Source organism: Celeribacter persicus (assembly GCF_003050785.1).
GTDB lineage: Bacteria > Pseudomonadota > Alphaproteobacteria > Rhodobacterales > Rhodobacteraceae > Celeribacter > Celeribacter persicus.
Map to the genome: position 1 here is coordinate 1 of NZ_QAOH01000007.1, position 23,630 is coordinate 23,630.

General features: G+C 62.3%; 25 protein-coding genes, 1 tRNA gene and 1 pseudogene. 3 read left to right on the forward strand and 24 right to left on the reverse strand.

Going from position 1 to position 23,630, the window contains the following annotated elements; translation table 11 throughout:
* Positions 1 to 119 precede the first annotated feature (119 nt).
* Positions 120 to 2,654: pseudogene (locus C8N42_RS10420) on the reverse strand (strawberry notch-like NTP hydrolase domain-containing protein); the annotation flags it as partial.
* 235 nt (positions 2,655 to 2,889) lie between these two features.
* Between C8N42_RS10420 and C8N42_RS10425 the strand changes: the two are divergent.
* Positions 2,890 to 4,434: a Fic family protein gene (locus C8N42_RS10425; RefSeq protein ID WP_107816518.1), complete on the forward strand. Its 1,545-nt coding sequence runs from the start codon at positions 2,890 to 2,892 to the stop codon at positions 4,432 to 4,434.
* Positions 4,435 to 4,445: 11 nt separating this feature from the next.
* Here the strand turns inward: C8N42_RS10425 and C8N42_RS10430 are convergent, their stop codons facing one another.
* The 9 genes from C8N42_RS10430 to C8N42_RS10470 all read right to left on the reverse strand — a co-directional run bounded on the left by C8N42_RS10430 (position 4,446) and on the right by C8N42_RS10470 (position 11,491).
* Positions 4,446 to 5,090: an antitoxin of toxin-antitoxin stability system gene (locus C8N42_RS10430; protein WP_107816519.1), complete on the reverse strand. Its 645-nt coding sequence runs from the start codon at positions 5,088 to 5,090 to the stop codon at positions 4,446 to 4,448.
* Positions 5,083 to 5,499: a hypothetical protein gene (locus C8N42_RS10435; RefSeq protein ID WP_107816520.1), complete on the reverse strand. Its 417-nt coding sequence runs from the start codon at positions 5,497 to 5,499 to the stop codon at positions 5,083 to 5,085. The genes C8N42_RS10430 and C8N42_RS10435 overlap by 8 nt, the downstream gene beginning before the upstream one ends.
* Positions 5,500 to 5,559: 60 nt before the next feature.
* A complete protein-coding gene (locus tag C8N42_RS10440; protein WP_170109270.1) occupies positions 5,560 to 6,108 on the reverse strand; it encodes a hypothetical protein in 549 nt (182 codons plus the stop codon).
* A 200-nt stretch (positions 6,109 to 6,308) separates the two neighbouring features.
* Positions 6,309 to 6,473: a hypothetical protein gene (locus C8N42_RS10445; protein ID WP_009573755.1), complete on the reverse strand. Its 165-nt coding sequence runs from the start codon at positions 6,471 to 6,473 to the stop codon at positions 6,309 to 6,311.
* Positions 6,474 to 6,888: 415 nt separating this feature from the next.
* The gene (locus tag C8N42_RS10450; RefSeq protein WP_107816522.1) at positions 6,889 to 7,194 is read right to left on the reverse strand and encodes a hypothetical protein; all 306 of its coding nucleotides are present in this window, start codon (positions 7,192 to 7,194) and stop codon (positions 6,889 to 6,891) included.
* Between the two features lie 96 nt (positions 7,195 to 7,290).
* Positions 7,291 to 9,417 carry a ParB/RepB/Spo0J family partition protein gene (locus C8N42_RS10455; RefSeq protein WP_107816523.1) on the reverse strand — a complete coding sequence of 709 codons (2,127 nt, stop codon included), beginning with the start codon at positions 9,415 to 9,417 and terminating at the stop codon, positions 7,291 to 7,293.
* A gap of 116 nt (positions 9,418 to 9,533) precedes the next feature.
* The gene (gene radC, locus C8N42_RS10460) at positions 9,534 to 10,022 is read right to left on the reverse strand and encodes a RadC family protein (RefSeq protein WP_107816524.1); all 489 of its coding nucleotides are present in this window, start codon (positions 10,020 to 10,022) and stop codon (positions 9,534 to 9,536) included.
* Positions 10,023 to 10,136: 114 nt separating this feature from the next.
* The gene (locus tag C8N42_RS10465; RefSeq protein WP_107816525.1) at positions 10,137 to 10,532 is read right to left on the reverse strand and encodes a DUF2958 domain-containing protein; all 396 of its coding nucleotides are present in this window, start codon (positions 10,530 to 10,532) and stop codon (positions 10,137 to 10,139) included.
* Positions 10,529 to 11,491 (reverse strand): ArdC family protein, encoded by a 963-nt coding sequence (locus C8N42_RS10470; RefSeq protein WP_107816526.1) that lies wholly within the window; start codon positions 11,489 to 11,491, stop codon positions 10,529 to 10,531. Before C8N42_RS10470 ends, C8N42_RS10465 begins: the two co-directional genes overlap by 4 nt.
* A 361-nt stretch (positions 11,492 to 11,852) precedes the next feature.
* Between C8N42_RS10470 and C8N42_RS10475 the strand changes: the two genes are divergently transcribed.
* On the forward strand, positions 11,853 to 12,170 hold the full coding sequence (locus tag C8N42_RS10475) for an H-NS histone family protein (protein ID WP_107816527.1): 318 nt from the start codon (positions 11,853 to 11,855) through the stop codon (positions 12,168 to 12,170).
* A 15-nt stretch (positions 12,171 to 12,185) separates the two neighbouring features.
* A complete protein-coding gene (locus tag C8N42_RS10480; protein ID WP_107816528.1) occupies positions 12,186 to 12,803 on the forward strand; it encodes a plasmid pRiA4b ORF-3 family protein in 618 nt (205 codons plus the stop codon).
* A gap of 298 nt (positions 12,804 to 13,101) precedes the next feature.
* Here the strand turns inward: C8N42_RS10480 and C8N42_RS10485 are convergent, their stop codons facing one another.
* From C8N42_RS10485 to C8N42_RS10550, 14 genes are all read right to left on the reverse strand, one after another.
* Positions 13,102 to 14,538 (reverse strand): type II restriction endonuclease, encoded by a 1,437-nt coding sequence (locus C8N42_RS10485; RefSeq protein WP_107816529.1) that lies wholly within the window; start codon positions 14,536 to 14,538, stop codon positions 13,102 to 13,104.
* Positions 14,469 to 14,906, reverse strand: a complete 438-nt coding sequence (locus C8N42_RS10490) for a very short patch repair endonuclease (protein WP_281261414.1) — start codon at positions 14,904 to 14,906, stop codon at positions 14,469 to 14,471. Before C8N42_RS10490 ends, C8N42_RS10485 begins: the two co-directional genes overlap by 70 nt.
* Before the next feature lie 31 nt (positions 14,907 to 14,937).
* Positions 14,938 to 16,164, reverse strand: coding sequence for a DNA (cytosine-5-)-methyltransferase (gene dcm, locus C8N42_RS10495; RefSeq protein WP_054303649.1), 1,227 nt, complete (start codon positions 16,162 to 16,164; stop codon positions 14,938 to 14,940).
* A 681-nt stretch (positions 16,165 to 16,845) separates the two neighbouring features.
* A tRNA-Arg gene (locus C8N42_RS10500) sits at positions 16,846 to 16,922 on the reverse strand.
* Between the two features lie 267 nt (positions 16,923 to 17,189).
* A complete protein-coding gene (locus C8N42_RS10505) occupies positions 17,190 to 18,407 on the reverse strand; it encodes a cysteine desulfurase (protein ID WP_107816531.1) in 1,218 nt (405 codons plus the stop codon).
* A gap of 1 nt (position 18,408) precedes the next feature.
* Positions 18,409 to 18,891 (reverse strand): YIP1 family protein, encoded by a 483-nt coding sequence (locus C8N42_RS10510; RefSeq protein WP_107816532.1) that lies wholly within the window; start codon positions 18,889 to 18,891, stop codon positions 18,409 to 18,411.
* Position 18,892: 1 nt separating this feature from the next.
* Positions 18,893 to 20,188, reverse strand: a complete 1,296-nt coding sequence (sufD, locus tag C8N42_RS10515; RefSeq protein ID WP_211309175.1) for a Fe-S cluster assembly protein SufD — start codon at positions 20,186 to 20,188, stop codon at positions 18,893 to 18,895.
* Positions 20,188 to 20,949, reverse strand: a complete 762-nt coding sequence (gene sufC / locus C8N42_RS10520; RefSeq protein ID WP_107816533.1) for a Fe-S cluster assembly ATPase SufC — start codon at positions 20,947 to 20,949, stop codon at positions 20,188 to 20,190. Before sufC ends, sufD begins: the two co-directional genes overlap by 1 nt.
* Positions 20,950 to 21,084: 135 nt before the next feature.
* The gene (locus C8N42_RS10525) at positions 21,085 to 21,354 is read right to left on the reverse strand and encodes a hypothetical protein (RefSeq protein ID WP_107816534.1); all 270 of its coding nucleotides are present in this window, start codon (positions 21,352 to 21,354) and stop codon (positions 21,085 to 21,087) included.
* A gap of 96 nt (positions 21,355 to 21,450) precedes the next feature.
* The gene (locus C8N42_RS10530; RefSeq protein ID WP_107816535.1) at positions 21,451 to 22,005 is read right to left on the reverse strand and encodes a hypothetical protein; all 555 of its coding nucleotides are present in this window, start codon (positions 22,003 to 22,005) and stop codon (positions 21,451 to 21,453) included.
* A gap of 90 nt (positions 22,006 to 22,095) precedes the next feature.
* Positions 22,096 to 22,719 (reverse strand): hypothetical protein, encoded by a 624-nt coding sequence (locus tag C8N42_RS10535; protein WP_107816536.1) that lies wholly within the window; start codon positions 22,717 to 22,719, stop codon positions 22,096 to 22,098.
* On the reverse strand, positions 22,719 to 22,931 hold the full coding sequence (locus C8N42_RS10540; RefSeq protein ID WP_107816537.1) for a hypothetical protein: 213 nt from the start codon (positions 22,929 to 22,931) through the stop codon (positions 22,719 to 22,721). Before C8N42_RS10540 ends, C8N42_RS10535 begins: the two co-directional genes overlap by 1 nt.
* A gap of 14 nt (positions 22,932 to 22,945) precedes the next feature.
* On the reverse strand, positions 22,946 to 23,257 hold the full coding sequence (locus C8N42_RS10545) for a heavy metal-binding domain-containing protein (protein WP_107816538.1): 312 nt from the start codon (positions 23,255 to 23,257) through the stop codon (positions 22,946 to 22,948).
* Between the two features lie 79 nt (positions 23,258 to 23,336).
* Positions 23,337 to 23,630, reverse strand: coding sequence for a hypothetical protein (locus C8N42_RS10550; protein ID WP_107816539.1), 294 nt, complete (start codon positions 23,628 to 23,630; stop codon positions 23,337 to 23,339).

Sequence of the window (23,630 nt, forward strand, 5' to 3'; positions counted from 1 at the left end):
GGCATCATGATTATCCAAAGCGGAAACCTGAAAATGAATCACCAGAACAACAGCTTGAAGCCCCGAACTCAGCATAATGCTGACGCGGCATATTATGTCTTATCCGGAGCTCGGGATAAGACGTATTCCCGCGGCGTGACATCGACGGAAATGTCATTCCATTCCTCGGTGGGGATTTCTGCCAGCCGCCGTTCCATCAGCGCCTCGCCGGTGGAGACGATCTGGATGACGGCGGCATGGCCCGCCTCGAGATCGGCATCGATCGAGCGGATCAGCGTCGGCGTCTTCATCGAGGTCAGCAGATGCCCGAAGAAGCGTTGCTTGGTGCTCTCGAAGGCCGACCGCGCTGCGGATTTGGCCTGCCGGTTTAGCGTGCCTTCACTGCCGGTGATGTTGGCCGCCTCCATCGCCGCGTCCAGGTTTCCATGGATCACGGCGAACGCGGCCGCGTAAGCGTCATAGATGCGGCGCTGCTCGTCGGTGAGCTTGTGCTCGACCAGTTCGTATTCGACGCCGTCGTAGGAGAGCGAGCGCGCGGTATAGAGGCCGAGAGAACGCAAATCGCGGGCGAGCACCTCCATGGCTGCCACGCCACCGGCCTCGATCGCCTCGACAAACTCGGCGCGGGTCTGGAACGGAAAATCCTCGCCATGCCAGAGGCCGAGACGCTGGGCATAGGCGAGATTGTGAACGGTCGTGGCTCCTGTCGCCGAGACATAGACCACGCGCGCATCCGGCAGGGCATGCTGGAGCCGCAGGCCTGCGCGACCCTGCTGTGAGGCGGCGATGTCGCCGCGGTCTCCTTTGCCGCCTCCGGCATTCTGCATGGCATGGCTTTCGTCGAAGATGATGGCCCCTTCGAAGTCCCTGCCCAACCATTCGACGATCTGCTTCACGCGCGAAACCTTCTCGCCGCGGTCATCGGAGCGTAGCGTGGCATAGGTGGTAAAAAGGATGCCTTCCGAGAGCGTGATCTTTGCGCCTTGAGGGAAGCGTGACAGAGGCGTGACCAGGAGTCGCTCCATTCCGAGCGCCGACCAGTCGCGTTGCGCGTCCTCGATCAGCTTGTCGGACTTGCTGATCCAGACCGCCTTGCGGCGCCCGCGCAGCCAGTTGTCGAGAATGATGGCGGCGGACTGGCGTCCCTTACCAGCGCCGGTGCCGTCACCAAGCATGAAGCCCCGGCGGAAGCGGACAGCGTCGGCGGCGCCTTCGGCAGCGGCGCTTACGTTGTCGAAATGCTCGTCCACAGTCCAGGCGCCGGCGAGGTGATCGGCATGGGCGTCCCCGGCATAGATCACCGTCTCCAACTGCGCGTCGGAAAGCCGGGTACGGATGTCGGTGGGCAGCATCGGTCGGTAGGAGGGCTTCGGAGGTGCGACGGAGGCCATGGCGGCGGATTGCACCAGCCTGGTCGGATGCGGCTGTGCACCAGCAATGCGCAGCGATTGCAGCGCATATTCCTCATAGATCGCGTCCGACAGGCACGCGCCCTCGGGCGGCGCCCAGTCCACGGTCTCATACTCGAGCTCCACCACCGCGGGATCGGACGCTGGTGCAGCGGCGGGTCGGGACGCTGCGGCGTGAGCGAGATAACAGCGCACGGTCTTCGGGGCAGCCGCCGGCACGGGAGAAGAGACCTTCGGCAGCGAGACCGGCAAGCGCGGCGGAAGCTGGCTTTCGATCCAGCCGAGCAGCGTGGCAACATCAGGCGCGATCCCTGCCGAGGCCGGGAAGACGGACGGATCGTCGGCGGGCAACTTGTCGATGACGGTGAGCCGCGTGTCGATGCTGGTGCCATGCCTGGCAAAGACCGCGCCATCGATGGCCGCTGTGAAGACCACACGTCCGCGAACCTGCAAGCGCATGAAGGCATCGCGCCAGGCTGGAGCTTCCGGTCCGAAGTTGGCGCCGGTGATCGTGATCAGCCGTCCGCCGGGGGCGAGCCGGGCCAGTGCCGAAGCGACATGACGATAGGCAGCGTCCGCCATCCGTCCCTCGACATTGGCCATGACCGAGAATGGCGGATTCATCAGCACAACGGATGGCACGGCCTCCGGGGCCAGATGATCGTCGATCTGGGCGGCGTCGAACCGGGTGACGGGAAAGGCCGGAAAGAGGGACGAGAGAAGATCGGCACGGGTCTCGGCGAGTTCGTTGAGGATCAGCGAACCGCCCGCGGTCTGGGCCAGGATCGCCATCAGGCCGGTGCCGGCCGAGGGTTCCAGCACCACGTCATCAGGCGTGATCGCGGCCGCCGCCAGCGCGGCAAGACCGAGAGGCAGAGGCGTGCTGAACTGCTGGAAGCTCTGGCTTTCCTCGGAGCGGCGGGTCTGCGTCGGAAGAAGGCCCGCGATCTTCGCCATAGCATCGAGCCGGGAAACCGGAGAACCGGCTTTGCGGAAAAGCGCCTTTCCGTATTTGCGCAGGAACAGAACCGTGGCGACTTCGCAGGCCTCATAGGCGAGCTTCCAGTCCCACGCGCCGCTGGCGTCGGAGGCGCCGAAAGCGCTTTCCATGGCACTGCGGAGGTCCACAGTATTGACGCGTTGACCGCGTTCGAGATGGGGAAGGAGGAGATTGGCGGCGGCCAGGATCGCTGGCGCAGCCGCCAGCGGCGTGACCGGATCGGTCACGGGAGATGAGATATTCATGTCGGGGAACCTCGGAGAGCGGGAACGGGGAGGACCCGGACGGCGCTCTCTCTCAACCACCCGGACTCACCCTGTCCCGGCCTCTCTCTGACTCGGCCCCTCATGCCCCATCACCTCGCAGACCGGAGGGCAACAGCGCTCCGCTATCAACTTTCGCAAGACCTCATTGATTGTAATCGATATTCATGAGATACACCGACTTAAGATCAATCATCGGGACCAAGAACTGAATTTCATGGAGCAGGCGCAAAAGAATCTATTTTCAGGTGCCGTAACCGTTTTTCACGAGCGCTGGCTCCCCGAGGAGGCCACACCTGCTGGCTATGCTGCGCTGATCGATGCCTATGCGCTCGCAACGCCCCTGCCCCGGACACTTTCCGCCATCGGCCCACGTCACAAGGTCTACGCGGCCGACGGCTGGCGCCTCTACACGCCCCGCCATGAACCCGAGGCGAGCCTCATCGGTCACCTGACCTTCGCGCTGCGCTACGAGGGGCTGGATCTGACGGTTCTCAAGCGGCTGTTCAAGGCAACCGGCCCAGAGCCGGTCCAGGCCATTGTCGAGGCCGCCCCGACGGGCAGCTACGCGCGCAGGGTCTGGTTCCTCTACGAGTGGCTCCTCGGCGCGGAATTGGATCTGCCCGACGCCACGCGCGGCAATTACGCGCCCGTGGTCGATACCAGGCTCCAATGGGACGCAGAGGGCGCCCCCTCGCCGCGCCACCGGGTCCGCAACAACCTGCCCGGCACCCCGGATTTTTGCCCGATGATCTTCCGCACAGCGGCAATCGAAGCCTTCATCGCCCGCGATCTGGCAGCCGAGGCCCGCGCGGTGCTGGCCGAGGTGCCCGCCGATCTGCTGGCGCGCACGGCGGCCTTCCTGCTGCTCAAGGATTCACGGTCGAGTTTCCAGATCGAAGGCGAGAACCCGCCCCAGGATCGCATCCGGCGCTGGGGCCAGATCATCGGCGAAGCCGGGCGGCATCCGATTGACCAGGCAGAGCTGGAACGCCTGCAACGCATCGTCATCGGCGATGCCCGCTTCGTCCATCTGGGCCTGCGGCAGGAGGGCGGCTTCATTGGCGAGCACGACCGCGCGACCGGCGCCCCCCTCCCCGATCACGTCAGCGCCCGGCACGAAGACCTGCCCGCGCTGATCGCCGGGCTCGAAGCGTTCGACCGCGACGTCGCCCCGGGGCTCGACCCTGTTCTGGCTGCCGCCGGCCTCGCCTTCGGATTCGTCTATATCCACCCGTTCGAGGATGGCAACGGGCGCCTCCATCGCTACCTGATCCATCACGTGCTTGCTGCACGCGGCTTCAATCCGCCCGGGCTGGTCTTCCCGGTGTCGGCGGTGATCCTCGAACGGATCGAAGCCTATCGGCAGGTCCTCGAGAGCTATTCGCGTCGGCTGCTGCCCCATGTCAGCTGGCGCCCAACCGATCGCGGAAACGTCGAGGTGCTGAACGACACCGGCGATTTCTATCGATTCTTCGATGCCACGCCCCATGCCGAATTCCTCTTCGCCTGCGTGGCCCAGACAATCGACCATGACCTGCCAGCAGAGACCCGGTTCCTGCGTGCCTATGACGGGTTCAAGTCCCGCGTCTCGGGCCTGATCGACATGCCCGACCGCGTGCTCGACCTGCTGTTTCGCTTCCTGCACCAGAACGGTGGCAGACTCTCCGGACGTGCCAGAGCGAAGGAGTTCTCCGCTCTGACCGACGGGGAGGCCGACCGGATCGAAGCTATCTATGCAGAGTTGCAGGACGAGTTCTGAGGCGTTGCACCTTACCCGAACCGCTGCCCCGCCTCGGTGAAAGTGTAGCCGTTGGCGATGATGGCCTCATCGACAACGTCATCCGAGGACAGATAATCGTATTCGCGCTCGAGCTGGCGGTAGAGCCACCGGGCGAGATCGCGCAACGCCTCGATCACGCCTTCCTCGGCATCGGCGGTCATGTCCTGAAATGTCGGACTGTCACGCTCGACCGAGATCCCCATGCAATATTCGTGGTAATAATGGCCGCGACGGCTGGCCTCGGCGCGAAGCTGGTAGAAATTGCGCCGCTGGATCGCCTGCAGGGCATCGGCGATGCAGTGCAGTTCGGTGTCCTTAGGCGCATATTCCCGGATCAGGCGCGGCGCGCCCTTGCGGTAGGCATAGAAGGTTTCGAAGCAGGCACCATCGCCCTGGCTCCAGAAGCCGCGGAACCAGATGCAGGGTTTCTGCTGTGTGCCACCGCCCATCAACCGGACGGTTCGGGTCTTGAGGTTCAGCCCGAGGATTTCGGCGACGCGCTGGAAATCCTCATAGACGGCATCGTACCAGTCATCGTCGAACCCGCTCTCCCGGTACCAAGCGCGGGCCCTGTCCCACGCCACCTCGGGAAGCTCATCAAACCGATAGACGACGGTTTCGATAGTATCAGGCATAGGGATCACCTCCGTCGAGAACGATGGCAAGCCAGCCGTCCGTGTAGATCCAGTCCACCGTCTCGCCGGTGGCGAGATCGAGGACGTGCGCCCCGCCGCCGAACACGTCCACACGCGGCTTCGAGCAGGTATTGGCGTATTGCATCCCCCAAAGGCCGGTCAGACCGAACTCCTTCGCGCAGCGTTTGACGAACTGGATGACATGCTCGGGATCGCCTGTGACGTCGTCACGCATCCAGAGCTGGGTTCCGCCATGCTCGGGCTGAATGGAGAGCAGGAAGCCGTCCGAAGGCGGATCTTCGGCGGCATTGTCACCCGCCAGAGCGTTGTAGAGATCGAGCGCGCGGGCAGCGTTTTCGGAGGTGCCCACGTCAAGCAGGCAAGAAAAGTGCGTGAAATAGTCGGCCATGATGGTCTCCGGGCATGGCCCGGCGTGAAACCGAGCCGAAGGGGATTGAAAAGGTGAAGCTCAGGCGGCCCGTGGCAGGCGGAGCAGATCGGCCGCGGTCTCGCGCCAGAAGGGATCAACCAACCGTGCCTCCAGTGCAGCGGCGCGGTAACGCAGCCGTCTCGCGTCCCCGGGATCCAAGGCCCGGAACGCCATACCGCGCACGCGACTGGCCTCGGTCACGATTCTGCGGGCCTCGGCATCAGATGCGACCGGCTGTTGCCAGAGGATAATGCCGGCGCGGATTTCGCCGGCGAGGACCAGGCGCTGATCGCGATCCTGAATGATCATGATGCGCGGCTGAAAATACGGAAAGCTATTCGGCCCCGTGCAAATATCACCGCGCGACAGGCGCAAGGCCGCGGCCTGTATGACCTCCTCCGGTGACGGGCATTCCCCAAGCGGGATCACGCGGTCAAAGCTATTCGCCGCGTCACTGGCGTCATAGCTGGCGACACCGAGGCAAGAGATGCGCAGCGGCAGCTTTTGCGACCGATAACGCGTGGGCAGAACATCAACCGCCAGAATCTGGCCGATGGGGCGGAAGGTTTTGGAACGGGCAAAGGTCATCGGGATCACTCCATGACGGGCGCCGGCGAGCCTCTCTCTCCAGCCCTCAACCCGTCACTGCCGAACGGCCCGCACTCTTCCTCTCTGACCGGGCTTGTTCCCGGTTCCGCTGCCGACGATGGGGGACCATTGTGAGGCACTGAAGGCCCGAAGCGTGGGTCTTCGCGCTCGGGCCGTTTGGGGTGAGGCGCTTTCGCGCCTTACTCCCATGGATCCAGTTCCAGCTTCACCATGTCTTCGTCGCCGTCGAACTCGTCGGCGGGCATGGCGCCGTGGGTTCCGTCCCCGGCCTGGAACACGACGATTACGACCATCAGAGTGGTGGCGAGGCTGGCGGCGAAAGCGGTGGCATCTGCATAGGACATCGGGATTGGCTCCTGTCTTTGGAGGCGGGGGACCATCCCCCGCGCGACAGGCGCCCGACGTGTCTGACCGGATCTGCACTCACCCTCGGGCGTTCGGACTTTTTCCGAAGCCCCGAGGGCGGCACGCGTGCGTAAGCCGACCCCTCCGGGGTTGAATGTCAAAGAGACGGATCAGACCGAGGTTAGCGAATGGAAGCGGGGGTGGTGTCTGCATCCGACAGGCGCCGGAGACCCCCACTGCAGATGTTTCGCCGTGCCAGCCTCGCAGCCACGCCGGCATCAGAAGCGTGTTCCAGGCCGGGGGCGGAATCCGATGCCCAACATGATGAGCGGCAGCATGATGAAGCTGGAACTGGAGCCATGTAGGCCGATGACATGACGACGGTCGCTGATATCGTCGGACGTGGACGGGCCTTCAGTCCCAGAGCCCATCGGCGATCTCGCGGGCGATCATCGCGCGCGCTCTCATCATCACGTCGTCACCGCTGGTGTCGATATGACCGTAGAAGCGGGCATGACCGCCGTTCGCGGTCCAATCGGCGTAGCGGCAATATGCGCGGGCTTCGAGACGGAAGGCGCGCATGTCGTCCGCCCAATGCGGCTTCGGCTCCACCACCACCGTGATGCCGTCGCAGGTTTCCTCCCAGGGCAGCGTGCGTTCGGATGGTGGACTGGCGCGGTTCTCACGGAATATTCGGTCGATATCGATCGTTCCAGGCATCAGGGTTCTCCAAAGAAAAAGCCCGGTCACGAGGACCGGGCGAAGTGGGAAAAGGAAGGGATGTGGCGGGGCAGCGAACACCGCCCCACCTGAGGATCATTCGGCAGCGACCATTGGCTGCTCCTCGTCCTCCGTGGCGTCTTCACCCTCGCCATCGCTGGCAAGGAATTCAGGCAGATCATCCGCCCCGGTGTCGCCCCCGGCGTCCGCATCGACATCCGCATCGGGATCGACCATGCGCAGCGGCTCCGGCAACCAGCCGGTTTCTGCCAGCAGCCGCTCGGCCTCTTTGCCCATATCGCCCTTCTTGAGGTGGTCGATGAGCTGGGCCGCCCGCTCGCCGGCGCCCTCACGCACCGCCTCGATGATCCGCGGCTTGGTCACGCGGCCGAGATAGTTGGCGACGGTCGGCCTCCAGCCCACCGCCACCATGTCGAGGCCCGTTGCCCGCGCCAGCCGTTCGGCCTGGGACAGGCGGACGTCGAGACCGTGCTGGCTGACGCCCATGCCGCTATAGGGGTTGGGCTTCTCGTGCAAGGCGTTGACGCCGAAGCTGATGCAATGGGCGAGCAACTCCATGCGGGTGTCGTCGTCCTGATCGGAGAGCCAGTCCCAGAGCGCCGCATCGTCGGCCGGGATATGATCGCCCCAGCGTTCGTGCCGCTCGGCGATGGCGCGCGCCGAGACGCTTTCGCCGAGGTCGTCGGCTTGCGCCGGGAAGTGAACCTCCCGGACATGGGCCTCCAGGCACCCCCTGGTGGAATGCGGCAGGAAACAATCCGTGACCAGCCGGTGCAGCAGCGCCGTCATGGCGACATGCGGGTTCATCGCCACAGCGTCCCGGAGCGCCAGGGTGCGATGCGCGGTCAGCTCGCTGACGAGGCGATCGGGCAGCGGCCGGATGGTCTCGACCTCTTCGTCCTCGTCGGTCTCAGGCGCAGCACCGCCCACGGTGATGACGGCGCGCCGGACGCTGCCGTCTTCGTCGCCTTCGACAGATGCACCATCGACATCATCGCCTTCCTGGCCGTCCACCACCTCGTCTTCGGGGCGGACATAGCCGCGCTCGACGGCAAGCTGGCCGTCATGGCGGATGCTGACGAAGACACCGGCACGGGCCATCTGGTCCGCGTCATAGCGCATCGGCCGGTTTTCGAAGGCCTCCAGTGCCTCCTCGATCTCGCCGAGACGGGCATCCACCTCGTCGGGGAACTCGTCGGCCTGGGCATATTCCGCCTCCAGCGCCTCGAACTCGTCCCGCAGCTTCTCACGCTCGGCACGCTCCTCGTCGGTCAGGTCGATGGTGGTGCCGGCCAGACGGCGCATGCCGCTGGTATGGCCATAGGGGAAGTCCACGGCGATCTCGATCCACTTCCAGCCCTCAGCGGCGATGGTCTCCGCCTCGGCCTTCAGCTTCTCGCCCGCCAGCCGGTCGAGCAGCACCGGGTCCTGGAGCCAGCCGCCATCGTCCTGCTGGAAGAGATCGCGCAGCACATAGCCGCCCGCCGCCTCATAGGCCTCGATGCCGACGAAGAGCGCCCGCTTGTCGGAAGCCCGCACCGTGGTCTCGGTCAGCATGCGGCGGATCGTATAGGGCTCCTTCTGCCAGCTGTCCTTGATCGCCTCCCAGACCTGTTCTTGGCGGGCGTGGTCGTCAGAAACGGTGAAGGCCATGAGCTGTTCCAGCGTCATACCATCCTCGGCATAGGTTTCGAGCAGCAACGGCGAGACCGAGACCAGGCGCAGGCGCTGCTTCACGACCCTGGCGTCGACGAAGAAGGCGGCGGCGATTTCCTCTTCGCTCATGCCCTTCTCACGAAGGACCTGGAAGGCGCGGAACTGGTCGAGCGGATGCAGCGGCGCGCGCTCGATGTTCTCCGCTAGCGACACCTCGTCGATCAGGATATCGTCTCCGGCCTCCGAGACCACACAGGGCACCGGCGCGGTCTTGTTGAGGCGCTTCTGCTTCACCAGCAATTCCAGAGCACGAAAGCGGCGGCCGCCAGCCGGCACCTCGAAGAGGCCGGTCTCCTTGCCCTCCGCATCGAGCTCGGGCCGGACATGCAGCGATTGGATCAGCCCGCGGCGGGCGATGGACTCGGCCAGTTCCTCGACCGAGATGCCGGCCTTCACGCGCCGGACATTGGACTGGCTGAGCAGCAGCTTGTTGAAGGGGATGTCGCGCGAGGACGACAGGGTGATCTTTTGAGTGGCAGTGGCCATGTCAGGGTCTCCATGACGGACGCCGGGGAGCCTCTCTCTCCGGCAACCAGCCCGTCACGAAACCCCCACCCTCCTTTCACTCTCATGGCCGAGCCGCAGATGAACGCGCAGACCCATCAGAGCTCGCCGCGGGCGCGCAGGCTGGTCTCCCGGCCAGCCCCGGTGATGATGTGGTCGTGCAGTATCACCCCCAGGGACGCACAGGCGTTCCGGATTTCTTTTGTCATTGCGAGGTCGGCGGCCGAGGGCTCGGGATCGCCGGCCGGATGATTATGGACGATGATCAGCGCCGAGGCATTGAGCGCCAGGCATCGCCGCAGCACCTCCCGGGGATAGACCGGGACATGATCGACCGTGCCGATGGCCAGGCATTCGTCTGAGATCAGCCGGTTCCTCCGGTCGAGATAGAGGACATGGAAGCGCTCCACATCGCCCCTGATGGTGAGGGTGCAATAGTCGAGCACCGCCTGCCAGGACGACAGGACCGGGTTCTGGTTGAGATGGCGCAGCAGGATCTGCCGGGCCTCGTAGACCACGGCCTGCTCCTGGGCCGAGAAGCGGAGCGGTTGCGCTTCGATGGCGGATTTTCTCGTGTTTCGTGTCATGGAGCTGTTCTCCGACGGGAAGCCGACCGGGCGCCGAACTTTCACCGCGTCACGAGGAGAAGCGCCGCCCTCTTCCTGCGAAGAGAGCGGCGCGAAAGCTGCAGGGCGTGGATCTCAGGAACGCGGGGGCTCCGCATCGGGGCGTGTTCCGCCTGGCAGACGGCCCGAGCGATAAAGCAGGCGCTCGGCATCGCGAATGCTGCCGGTTTCGCGGGCGGCCTTGGCCCAGACCGAGATCGGGAAATCCCCCGTGAACAGAAGATCCCGCTCGATGCCCATGCCGAAGGGTAGCCGAATGGAGCGCAGTTCGTTGAGACTCCAGGAGCCAAGCTCGGGGTAGCCGATGTCGGCCAGGCCGAACATGATGTCACCGTCCTCGTCGAGCTCGGTCGCAAGCCAGACACCGGCGCCAAAGGGATTGAAGAACTTCACGACCGGAATGTGATCCTGATCGCGATCACGGCCATTCGCCAGCAAACGGTCACGCTGTGTGTCGGTCAGGCGGATCATGCCGCAGCCCTCCCTTTCGTCGGGGTCTGCCGTTCAACATCGGTGCTGTCGTCGGGCAGATGGGCCAGCAGCCAGTCGGCCGCCTTGCTGGCCTGCGAGGCTGCACGGACGATCGCGCGGGCATCCTCGCGCATCACCTCCAGCCAGGAGCCGATGTAATCGGCGTGGCGCACAGTCGGGACGATCCCGAGCGAGGCGCAACAGAACGCACTCGAAATCTCGGCGATCAGTTCCTCGAAGGCGTATGTCTTCGTGCCGAAATCGCCCGAGAAGTCCCGCCCCAACCGTGAGGCATGTCCTGTCGCGTGCCCCATCTCGTGCAGGGCGGTCCGGTGCCAGTTGATCGGCTCGAAATAGGCCTGCGGAGGTGGCACCTGTACATAATCGAGCGCGGGAACATAGAAGGCGCGGTTGCCACCGATCCGGAAGTCGATGCCGGTCGCCGCGATCAATGCCTCGACCCGCGGCTCGATCAGCCCGGGCGGCGGTGGCGGTGCTTCGACGGCGATGTCGTCGGGCAGACCCTCGCATTGCGCCGCGTTGAACACGGTAAAGCGCTTCAGGAACGGGATGCTGTTTGCATCCTCCCCGGTCTCCCGGGCGCGGCGCTTCTCGTCTTCAGGCGTGAAACGGTCGGCATAGACGACGGTCGTGCCGCGCTCACCCTTGCGGACATTGCCGCCGAGCGACAGCGCCTGGCGGAAGGTCAGCCAGTGCTGGGTTGGATAGCCCTGCTGGATCACGGCGCCCCAAAGGATCAGGACATTGATCCCGGAATATTGCCGACCCGTGCTGGCGTTGCGCGGCATGGCGAGCGGCGCTTGCGCCGCCGCCGCCCCCCAGGGCTGGACCCAGGGCAACCGGCCTTCCTCCAACTCGGCGATGATCTTGTCGGTGATGTCGTCATAAAGGTTCGTGCGCGGGCCGCTCTTGCGGGCCGCGCGATGCTCTCTGGCCATCGGAATGATCTCCGCGACGGGCGCCGGAGGCCTCTCCTCCAGCCCTCAACCCGTCACGGAAAACCCGCCCGCACTTTCACTCTCAGGGGGCGTTGCGGGGTCTCCCCGCTGATGGGGGTGCGTCGGCAACGCCAGTGCCGACCAAGGGGAAGGCTTTCCCCCAGACGATCCTCGCATTCAGCCGAGCCAAGCGTGAAAAAGGCAAAAGCCAACACTCGCGAGCCCCAATCCCCGACGTGTTGTAATCCCCAGGATATCTGCGCTTATCTGACACGCAATCGCGGTGCCTGCTTTCCAGCGCCAGACGCCTTTCTTCCCCAAGGCTCGGGCTCAAATCCACCGGGCAACAAATGAGGACCAAATGACGGATATCGATCTTAACGCCTTGTCGCTTCCCGAGCTGAAGCAGTTGCAAAAGAATGTTGCGAAGGCCATCGCGAGTTTCGAGGACCGTCGCAAGGCCGAGGCCCGCGCCCAGGTTGACGACTTGGCCCGCGAACTCGGTTTCAGTTTAGACGAACTTGCGGAAGCCGCTCCCACCCGGAAACGCGCGGCGTCTGCGCCCAAGTACCGCCATCCGGAAAACGCCGAAATCACCTGGTCCGGCCGTGGGCGCAAACCGGCCTGGATCGCCGAGGCGCTGGCTTCGGGAAAATCGCTCGAGGATTTTGCGATCTGATCGGGGAGACCTGCCTTGTACCAGCCCGCGAATGCCATCCGCCTGCATGTCTTTCTGGCGGAGATTGACCCGCCAATCTGGCGGCGACTTGTCGTGCCGTCGGACTGGACGCTCGACAGGCTGCATCTGGTGCTGCAGGCCGCGTTCAGCTGGACCGACAGCCATCTGCATGAGTTCCGGATCGGCGGGCTGCGCTATGGCGACCCCGATCAGCTTGAGGATGGCTTCAGCGGGCCGCAGACCTTCGACTACACCGGGGTCAGGCTGGCGGATTTCTCCGGCCAGGATCTGACCTTCACTTACCTCTACGACTTTGGCGATGACTGGACCCATGTGATCCGGATTGAGGAGTGGCTGTCCCTCGATCCCCTGCCCCACCACGCAGAATGCACCGAAGGTGCCCGTGCCCGGCCGCCCGAGGACGTCGGTGGCCCCTGGTCCTATGCCGATTTCCTCGAGACCATCCGCGATCCGAACCACGAGGACCACAGCTCCAACCTTCGCTGGGCCGGCGGGCATTTCGATCCGGACTGGTTCGACATCGAGCTGATCAACAAGGATCTCCGCAACACCTTCCGCAAGAACACCAGCCGACGCATGCATCAGCCCAGGACAAAGCCTTCTGATCGGTGAGCGCAGAGGGCCCGGCCCTCAAGGCGGTGCCGCGGGCCTGGATGACCCTCCTCCTGCCGGCATCGTCAGAGTGATAGCGCCTCCGGGCATACCTTGCCATCAGGTGGGGATGTAACAGTGCTTAACTAACCAGGGCTACGCCGTACCCACATTCAGCAGCTGCCACCCTGAAAGCAGACACGGCATCACAGATCAAGCCGTTCGCGACTGAGGCATACATACGACGCGGCGCAGCGATTTCTCCGCTGCGCAATGGGCGGCCACTTGCAGACCCTATCCCAGAAAACCGATCTCGTTGCTAAACCCATACTTTGAGGTTCGGCAGAATGACTTCATCGCAAAACCGCCGGAAGGTCAGCACGTTCGCGTGTCCGGCGTATTCGGTCTCTTTGGCGTCCATCAGGCTTTCCGGGATCACCAGTTGCACGCCGATGCCTGCCATATCCTGAATGGCATTGCCCGCGATGTTTTCATCGACCGTGGTCAGGTAAAGCCTGCGCTCGCCTTTCTCCCGCTCAACCTGCTTCCAGCGTTCGCGCAGGGTGGTCTTCGCACTCAGGATCAGACCGGTTGCGGCGATGACTTCGCCGCTGCTGATGAAGGCCAGTGAGGGAAGAATGAAGTCGGGGCGCTTCTTCGCCTCGATTACGACCTGTTTTTCGAACGGGATTTTTCCCCCGCTCAGCATCGCTTCAATATGGTGTTCGTAGGAATAGCCCGCCCTGGATTTCCTCTGTTGGCTGGCCGACAGCATCAGCGCGTCGATCCGGGGCAGTTCATTGATCAGCTGCCGGATGATCTCTGCGATGGTCATGTCGCGCGGTGCGTCGCCAAGGACGATGCGTACCAGCTCGACGGCCCGCTCGCGGCGCTGAAAGTCTCGGAACATATCCCATTCGATACTGCGGCTGATCTCGCGGAGCGCATCACCCGGGCGTTCGATGGCGAAGGGATCGAGGCTGTTCAGTCCGTAGATCTCGAGGTAACGGTCGCGCGCCAGCCCGGCCAGTTCTTCGGTTTTCGGCATGGCAGCACGGGCGAGGCCGAACTCGACGATCGTACCAGCCTTCCAGGCCGCGATCAGTTCTTCCGCGAAATCAAGAACCCGGTCCTGTTCCTTTGCCCTGACCTCAGCGGGTTCAAACTCACCAATCAGGAAATCCGGTGTGATGTCGAGCTGCAGGAGAAGCAGATCCGCTTCCTCGCTGGCGGAATCAATGGTCAGGCATTCGTAGACAGTATCTTTGCCCTGCCGATACCGCCCCATCATCAGGAAAGAAGCCGGCGAGAGATGCTCAAAGCACTCTTTCGGCAGGCGTGTCATATGCGTCTCAGGGCCCTTACTCGTGTAGTGTACGATCCGGGTATGTTTATTGCGCTCATCGCCTGAAGCCTGTGGCCAGAGCGTATCGAACCAGGCCTCCCGGATCGGGGCCGCATCCGGGTCTTTGCGCGGTTTGACCTCCAGCGGTGGAAAAAACCCGCTCTCGCGCTGTTCCGCCGGAATATAAACCCCGGCCTGGTGCTTATTGGCATAACGCGCCCAGTCACGGTCATTGTTCGAGAGCTTCTTGACCAATACCCGCTCAGCCCGGCTCAGCAGGTCCGTCAGAAGTCCGGCCTGACCGCCGCCGTCCTCGTCAAAATCGAAAATACCCTGCTCGCTCAAATCTGGCCGCCTGTTTCTGTATGCTGACCTTCGAGATCCAGCCGTTGGTCGCCAGAACATATCCATAGGGCGAGGGAGTCAATCACCGCCTCCGACGGCAACCTGCCGCGCCCCTTCAGCGCACATTCCCAGACCGTCGCAACACGCCAGCCGGCAACAATCAGCATGTCGATATTCCGGGCGTCCCGCTCGATGTTGCCGGTGATCTTGGCGCGCCAAAAATCCTGCCGTGTTGCAGGCCATCGAAAAAGTGGGCAAGCGTGCCCATGCCAGAAGCAGCCGTTCACAAAGATCACCGCATCATGCTTTGCCAGCACTATGTCTGGTCTACCCGGCAGTTTCCGGTCGTGGAGACGGTAGCGGTAACCAAGTGCATGAAGCCCGCGCCGGATCAGCATTTCCGGTTTGGTATCAGCCCCCTTGATTGCCGCCATGTTTCGGCTGCGGGTTCTGCTGTCGTGAACGTCAGCCAACTTTCTTAAGCGGTTCAGCTCTCGTCAGTGCGAGGATATGTGGTGCCATGACTTTTGCCACCTCGGCAAATACAGGCACGGCCACCGAGTTGCCGAATTGCTTGTAGGCCTGAGTGTCAGACACCGGAATCCGGAAGTCATCGGGGTAGCCCATCAGCCGCGCACATTCACGAGGCGTGAGGCGTCGCGGATTGTTGCCTTCGCCCCGACTGATCAGAATCTCGGAACCGTCTTTGTAATAGCGGGCCGACAACGTGCGCGAGATACTGTCACCATCGACCATGCCAAAGCCGAACCCATTCCCCTTGGCCTTATGCTTTGCAGCATAGCCTTGCAGATAGGCCCAAAGTTTGTCGGTCAGGGTGTATTTATCGCTGACCACAGCATCCGGCCCAACGGTAAAATGCCCCTCGGGTTGTTCCGTGCCATTTTCAGGGTGCAGAACATGGCGCATCCGCCTGGTCCCGTAAGTCGGAAGATGCACGTCATCGAAGCTGAACCCGGTCGCTTCACGGAAGCCGACCATCACAATCCGTTCGCGATGTTGCGGCACGAAATGCCCGGCATCAATGATCCGGGTCTCCAGCGTGTAACCGAGTTCCTCGGTCAGCTTGCGGCGGATCACCTCGAAGGTGCGGCCCTTATCGTGGCTTTTCAGGTTCTTGACGTTCTCCAGCATGAAGGCCGCAGGACGGTGGTGCATGAGGATGCGTAGCACATCGAAGAACAGCGTTCCCTGGGTCTCATCGTCAAAGCCATGCGCGCGGCCGAGTGCGTTCTTCTTGGACACCCCGGCGATCGAGAAGGGCTGGCAGGGAAAGCCCGCAACCAGCACGTCATGCGCGGGGATGTCTTCGGCGTCTACCTCCCGGATGTCGCCCACCGGAAGCCGGTTGTCAGGAAAGTTCGCCATATAGGTCTGCTGGGCGTACTTGTCCCATTCAGAGGTGAAGATGCAGCGACCACCCGCGCTCTCCATTGCCCGCCGCAGGCCGCCGATCCCCGCGAACAGGTCGATGAAAGTAAAGGTCTTTTCCGCATCGCCTGCATCGCGCCGCCGCTCGATCTCCATGTTCAGAAGACGGATCACGCTGTCACGGGGGATTTCCTCACCGCGCTTCCAGCGATAGATGTGGCCTTCTGAATAGCCAAGCACGCGCGCGGCCTCGGGCACAGAGTATCCGGCTTGCGCCAGAAGTGTGGAAAAGTCAGCCTGCATGTGTCAACGCGCCTCTGGGAATTTTTCTGACACAATGTCTATATGAGTCACCTTAATCAAGAACAAACGACGAAACATGATGGCTTTTTTCGCCTATCCGGTAAGCTAGCTTTTTCGCTCAGGGCGCTGTCCTTCTGACACGCGACGGACCCTTGGCTCTACGTCCGGCCGGTAGGCCTGTTGACTGCGGTCCGACCGTTTCTCGCCACGTTAAGGGTGTGACGGAAGGCGGCACGAAATCTGCTGCGGCAGCCAGAAAATCTGCGTGAAGGATACGGTAAGGATCGCACGATTCTCAGGATATCAACAGATGATAGTGGCTGAGACCACTTCATGCTTCCGGCGTTTCGACATGTTCTCATCTCATCCCTCTTGGCGACCAGCAGAGATCAGATCGCGGCTTCCGTCACTGTCCGGTTTTCAGGGAGAACCTCGGGGAGTTTCAGCGACGAGCACAGTAAGCTCTTGCTTCGGACCTTGATCCGATGTGGGAGCAGACCTTCTCCTCCGTTTCGTCTGGCATTGCTCGCCAATCTGGCAAACCTTCCGAACGGCACCACTGAGCCTCGCAACCCAAATGCAGTGGCGTGGTTGAATTGCATGCCTGCATCGCGCCAGAAGGCGCGTCCTCGCCCTCCCAGGCGATCAGACCAACCCAACAGCTTGGAATTTCGAGGTTAATGGCGCACCCATCAGGATTCGAACCTGAGGCCTTCGCCTTCGGAGGGCGACGCTCTATCCAGCTGAGCTATGGGTGCGCAGTAGAACCGTCAGGCCCTGACTGCTTACGCAGTGCTTACGCGACTTCTCCAGCCTTTAAATCGAAAAACGATCTGCTCGGCAAGAGCTTGGTATCACGTATCTTTCTTAGTCCTCTTCATCACGGCATCCCCTTGACATCAGCCTTCGGAGGGCAGCGCTCTATCCAGCTGAGCTATGGGTGCGCGGGCTGACCGCGTCAGTGCGCCTGTCTATAGGCGATGCATGCCGGGCGTGCAATCGGTTTTCACGCCCGGCAGAAGGCTTTAGCCGAAGAATTCCCGGCACAGTTCCAGCGCCCCGACCAGACGGTCGACCTCTTCGCGGGTGTTGTACATCGCAAACGACGCCCGGCAGGTGGCGGTGACGCCCAGATGCTGCATGAGCGGCATGGCGCAATGGCTTCCCGCGCGCACCGCAACGCCCTTTTTGTCGAGAACGGTGGAGATGTCATGCGGGTGCGCACCCTCCATGGTGAATGAGAAGATCGCACCCTTGCCCGGTGCCGTGCCTTGCACATTGAGCCAGTTGAGGTTTTGCAACCGCTCGGCAGCATAAGCCGCAAGCGAAGCCTCATAAGCGGCGATGTTTTCCATGCCGATTTGCATCAGGTAATCGAGTGCCACCCCCATGCCAATGGTCTGAACAATCCCCGGCGTGCCGGCCTCGAACTTGAGCGGCGGCTTGGCATAGGTCACCGCGTCTTTTGTCACCGTGTCGATCATGTCGCCACCACCGAGGAAGGGGCGCATTTCGGCCTGACGCTCCGCGCGGATGTAGATCGCCCCGGAGCCGGACGGGCCATAGAGCTTATGCCCGGTGATCGGATAGAAATCGCAGCCCATGTCCTGCACATCGACCGGACCATGCACCGCCCCCTGCGACCCGTCGACCAGCGTCGCCACGCCCTTTTCGCGCGCGGCATGGCAGATGGTTTTCACATCGACCCGCGTGCCGGTGACGTTGGACATTTGGGTTATCGCGACAAGCTTGGTTTTCGGCCCTATGGCGTCGATCACCGCCTGCGGGTCGAGCGATCCGTCGGGGGCACAATCGACCCATTTCAGGACAACACCCTGACGGTCGCGCAGGAAATGCCAGGGCACGATATTGGCGTGATGTTCGAGCACCGACAGCACGATCTCATCGCCCGCCCCCAGATGCTCCGCACCCCAGCCATAGGATACGAGGTTGATCCCCTCAGTCGTCCCGGAGGTGAAGACGATCTCATCCTCATGACCCGCGTTCAGAAACTTCGCCACGATCTGACGCACATTCTCGTACTTGTCGGTCGCAAGGTTGGAAAGAAAGTGCAACCCACGGTGAACATTGGCATATTCTGACGTATAGGCTTGGGTGATCGCGTCGATCACTACCTGCGGCTTCTGCGCGGAGGCGCCATTGTCGAGATAAGTCAGCGGCTGGCCGTTGACCTCGCGCGCGAGGATCGGGAAATCGGCCCGGATTTTTGCGACATCGAACATGTCAGCTCTCTTTCTTCACGACTTCCGCAAGCATTACGCCCCAGAAGTATATCAAGGCGCCGAGGGCGAGAACGCCCACGCCATTGGTCGTGGCTCCCGGCCCGACAAACCCCGCCGTCAGCCCCCAGAGGAGCCACAAAGGCGCGGCACAGAGAAGTCCCCAGAACATCGCCAGACGCACCTCGAATCCGGTGGCCTGCGCGCCCGTGAGACGCAGGGCAAAGCCCACGACCCCGGAAAGCACGTAGAACACCAAGGGCATGATGAAGAGCCAGCTCAGGAGCGTCGCGCCCATGAGCATCTGCACCTCCTGGCCCGTCTCAAACGCCACACGCGACAGCCGCGGCCATTGCGCGACAAAAATCAGCCCGCAGGCGAGCATGAGGGTGACGAGCGCGCCGCCCTCGCTTTCGCCCGCGAGCCGGTGCCGGAGCACGGTCCGCGGAGCGCGGTAGCTTTTCGCGATGTCGGTGACGACGCCCATGTTATTTCCGACGCCGTTTCAGCCAGCCTTCGAGGCGATGCAGGATATCTTCGGCAATTGCCTTATCCTCGATCTCCTCGATGGCTTCGGCCAGAAAGGCCAGCGTCAGAAGGTCGGTCGCGTCAGAGGCCGGCACACCGCGCGAGCGCAGGTAGAACAACGCCTCCTCGTCGATCGCCCCCACAGTGGAACCATGCGAACAGGCAACATCATCGGCGTAGATTTCCAGCTCGGGCTTGGCGAGGAACTGACTGTTGTCGTCCAGCAGCAGGCCTTGTGAAATCTGGTAACCGTCGGTTTTCTGCGCATCGGGTTTGACGAGGATCTTGCCCTGGAACACCGCCTTAGCACCATTCCGAAGCACCTTCTTGAACACCTGACGGCTTTCGCAGCGCTCCGCGTCATGGGTGATGAACACGGTGTCGTCATGGTGGAAATCGCCATCCCCCATGGCCGCGCCCGCGACATGGGCAACCGAGTCGTCGCCGATGATGTCGATGAACACCTCGTTGCGGGTCAGGACGCCGTTGGCGGTCATGGTGAAGCTCTTGAACAGCGCCTCCTGACCGACGGTCGCGAAGATATGAGTCACCGCACGACGCTCATGATCACGGCCTTGGGCGCGGACGTGGTGGAAGGCGGCCTTGTCGGCGACCTCGATCTCCATCACCTTGTTGAACCGCGCCGCCGCCGGACCGTTCTCCAGAACGGTCAGGTCGGCACCTTCGTCCACGCGGATGACGTGGTGCAGAATGGCGTCGGAGCTTTCCTCCTTGTGCAGGTAGACGAACGACACCGGTTTGGCGACTTTGCCAGTGGCACGGATCACCATGCCATCGGTCGCAAAAGCGGTGTTGAGCGTCGCAAACGGGCGCTCCACTGGCACCTGCGCCTTTTTCTCCTGAACGCCGTAAGCGTCCTTCACCCAGTGGATGTCGGAGGAAAGCGCATCCGAGAGACGCATGATCTCAAGATTTTCGCCCTCAAGCGCATCGGACGCCTCGGCGTCGAACACACCGTCGACGAACACGAGTTTGATCCGGTCGAGGCCGGAGAAGACTGGAGCCTCCCCCGCCGTAAAGACCGCAGCTTTTGGAGCCTCGGTTGCATTCAGGCTGTCAGGTCGGGTCCAACGCCAATATTCGTCCCGCCCCTGCGGCAAGCCCATGGTGAGCAGCCGATTGAGAGCGTCCTGACGCAGGGCCTCGGCCCAGGGCGCACCAGCCGGAAAGGTCATCCCCTCCACTCGCGCCGCCGTCGCGTCCAGTTTCTTCTGTTTCAGTTCCGCACGTTTCATCAGGCCTTCTCCACCTCGGCCAGAAGATCGGCATAGCCATTATGCTCGACCTCAAGCGCCAGTTCCGGCCCGCCGGATTTCACGATACGCCCGTCATACATGATGTGCACCACATCCGGTTTGATGTGATCGAGAAGGCGCTGGTAGTGGGTGATCACCACGAAGGACCGCTTGCCGTCGCGCAGCGCGTTCACGCCGTCGGACACCAGTTTCATCGCGTCCACGTCAAGCCCGCTATCGGTCTCGTCGAGGATGCAGAGCTTCGGTTCCAGCATCGCCATTTGCAGAATTTCGTTGCGTTTCTTCTCGCCGCCGGAGAAACCCATGTTGACCGGGCGTTTCAGCATGTCGGCGTCGATCTGAAGGCTTTTCGCCTTGGCACGGACCAGTTTGAGAAAATCGGTGGCCGACAGTTCCTCTTCGCCGCGCGCCTTGTGCTGGGCGTTCACGGCGGTGCGCAGGAAGGTCATGTTGGACACGCCGGGGATTTCGACCGGGTACTGGAACGCGAGGAACAGACCGGCGGCAGCGCGCTCTTCGGGTTCCATCTCAAGGATGTCCTCTCCATCGAGCGTCGCTTCGCCTTCGGTCACCACATAACCGTCGCGGCCCGAGAGCACATAGGAGGTGGTCGATTTCCCAGAGCCGTTCGGCCCCATGATCGCATGCACTTCACCTTCGCCAACGGTGAGGTTCACACCCTTGAGGATTTGCTTGTCCTCTTCTTCAAGTTTGACGTGGAGATTTTTGATTTCCAACATTTTATTGTCCTTTCACGGAAGAGAGCCCACGCGAGATCGAAACCCCGGCAGGCACATGTGCGTTTGTTATGTTCGAATGGGGCACCGCGACCCGCGCGGCGCTGATGAGATCATCGCGGGACGAAGCGAGGCCGCTCAGCCCCCCGCGAAGTGCAAAAACAGAAGCAGACCGGAGCCCAGAGCCACCAGCTTGAGCATACCGGATTTCAGCCCGAGGCTCAAAAGCTCTCCAACCGACAAACGGCCCTCGATGACCGGTGCCTTGTGCTGCACGCCGGAGACCTTGTTGCCCGCAGGCGTGTCGACATCCTGCAAACCGGTGTAGACCGTCGCAAAGGTGTTCGGCCCTCCCGCCTGAATGCGCCGGATGCGATCCGCGAATTGTGCCTGTTGCCCATCCTGCATCCTCTTGCCCCTCTTCCCGTTTCTTGTTCCGGACGGGTCCAGATTGATCCGGAAATGGGGAAAGATCGTGGCAAGTGCCGGGAATTGTTGCGGCCCTCAGATCGGGTAGCTGTGCCCCCGGAAGGACAGCGTGCCCGGCTCCGTCGTGTCGGTCACATGCGCGACCCATTGCGGCGAGAACAGGCGCGAAAACACGTCCGGCATTTCGTGCACCACATTGTGCATGGTCACCATGGCCAGAAGGATACCGGCGAATTGCGCCCCCATGTGTTTGACCGCGGAGAGAGACACAGCCTCGCGCAGGATGAAGGCGATCACGATAGCGAAGATCACATCGAGCGCCAGATCGAGATCCGCCGAGACCGATATCACGCCATCTGAAAGCTGAAAGCGCAGCCAGCGCGCAATCACCGCCGCCAGACCGCCCATGGCGAAGGCCAAGAGATAGCACAGCACCTGCGTGAGTTTCAGTCGTGGCTCCATCGCGGAAGCGCCATGCACGCCCTGCGCCCTGTGCCGGGCCAGCATCTCCTTGAGGTGCTGGTTGCGGCCATGCGTGCGCGTCTGGCTGGGGCCCATCCTGTGCAGAACGCCCTGCGACGGGCGCGACACACGCTCCAGACGGTTGTAGAATTCTTCGCGCTGATCCATCAAAACACCCTTTACCACACTGTATAAACGGGGCGTTTACCATTTGATCGTGGCAAAAATCAGGCGTTATGGCAGGGAAGGACGTCATCATCACGCTTTCCCCTGAAACAGTTTGAGAACCGTGTAAAGCGACGCTGCGGGCAGGTTGTCGACGGGGGCCAGATCGAATTGCGCCATGCGACCGTGAACTCCGGTCGGTTCGGCGAATTGCGTGATTCCCGCGTATTTGTCTTCGCGCCCGACATAGTCGTCGATCAACACGCGTGTCGGTCTGGTGATGGACACCAGCGTCGCAAGGAAACACCCCGCCCGGAACCGCCCGTCGATCAGTACGAGATCGGGCGCGATCAGATCGTCACGCTGCCAGACCCCGAAACAGTAATCCGGGTAGCGGAACCATTTGCTGTTGTTCGACGGGTAGGACCAGCCCTTGGTCGGACCGATATCGGCATGGATGAGGTGCAACTCGGCCTTGGGCGGGTGGCGTTCGAAATGCGTCACCATGGCGGCATGCCAGTCTTTCGCCCCTTCGACGGACCAGATGACCTTGCCGGGTTGCGCCGCGGCATAAGCGGTGGAGCCCCCCGAACCGTATTCGACAATCCGCTCCGCCCGGTCGTATTGCGCACAGACATAGTCCGCCACCTCCTCCGGGAAGGTCAGCTCAGGCCCACCGGGGCCTAAAGAGGTGCTATGTGCGCTCTGCGGGATCATCAGCCGGAATAGCTCACCATGCGGATCAGCGCGGTGAAGACCAGCGCCGCGAGCCCGACCACGAGCGCCGTCACCACAACGGAATTCCCGATCAGCCCTTCCCGATTGCCGCCCTTGGCGCGCATGCCGAGACCGATCAGCAGACCGATGAAGATGCCGACGCCGATGCCGGAGGATTTGATCAGGAAATAGGGCAAAAGTTCGAAATGCATGATTTAACCTGTCCTTATTCCACGATCACGGCGGTGCCGGAAGCGGACACCATCAGCATCTGGCCGATCACCTCGTAATCGAGATCGACACCGATAACAGCATTCGCCCCCAGAGCGCGCGCCTTGTCCTCCATCTCGCTCAAAGCGGTCTCCCGCCCCTCGGCGAGTTTCGATTCATAGGCGTTCGAGCGCCCGCCGATGATGTCGGTCACCTGCGCGAAAAGATCGCGCACGATATTGGCCCCCATGATCGCCTCGCCGGTGACGATGCCGCGATAGGCGGTGATCTTTTTTCCCTCGATCGAGGGGGTCGTGGTCACGATCATTGCTTCGCTTCCTTCAAAATATCGCCGCCGATCATACTAAAGATGTCAGGCGCGTCGCACTCATGATCAGATCGGATCATCATTGCTTTTCTTTCCCATCAGTCTTGGCTGGCAAAACGGCACCTGTCACAAGCCCCACGATCATCCCGACAGCTCCGGCTCCACCGGAGCCAATCGAGAATATGATAAACGGATCTTTCACACGCGAGAGGTCCATGAGCCCCATCAAAAGCGTGCCCCCGACAAGCCCGAACCCCAAGGCAAAATAGCCTCCGAACTTAAGGACGCGCGCATTCTTCGGGTCCACATATGCCCACACGCCCGGCGCGACATGAAGCTGTTCAGTATGCTCATTGTCACGCCGAATACGCAT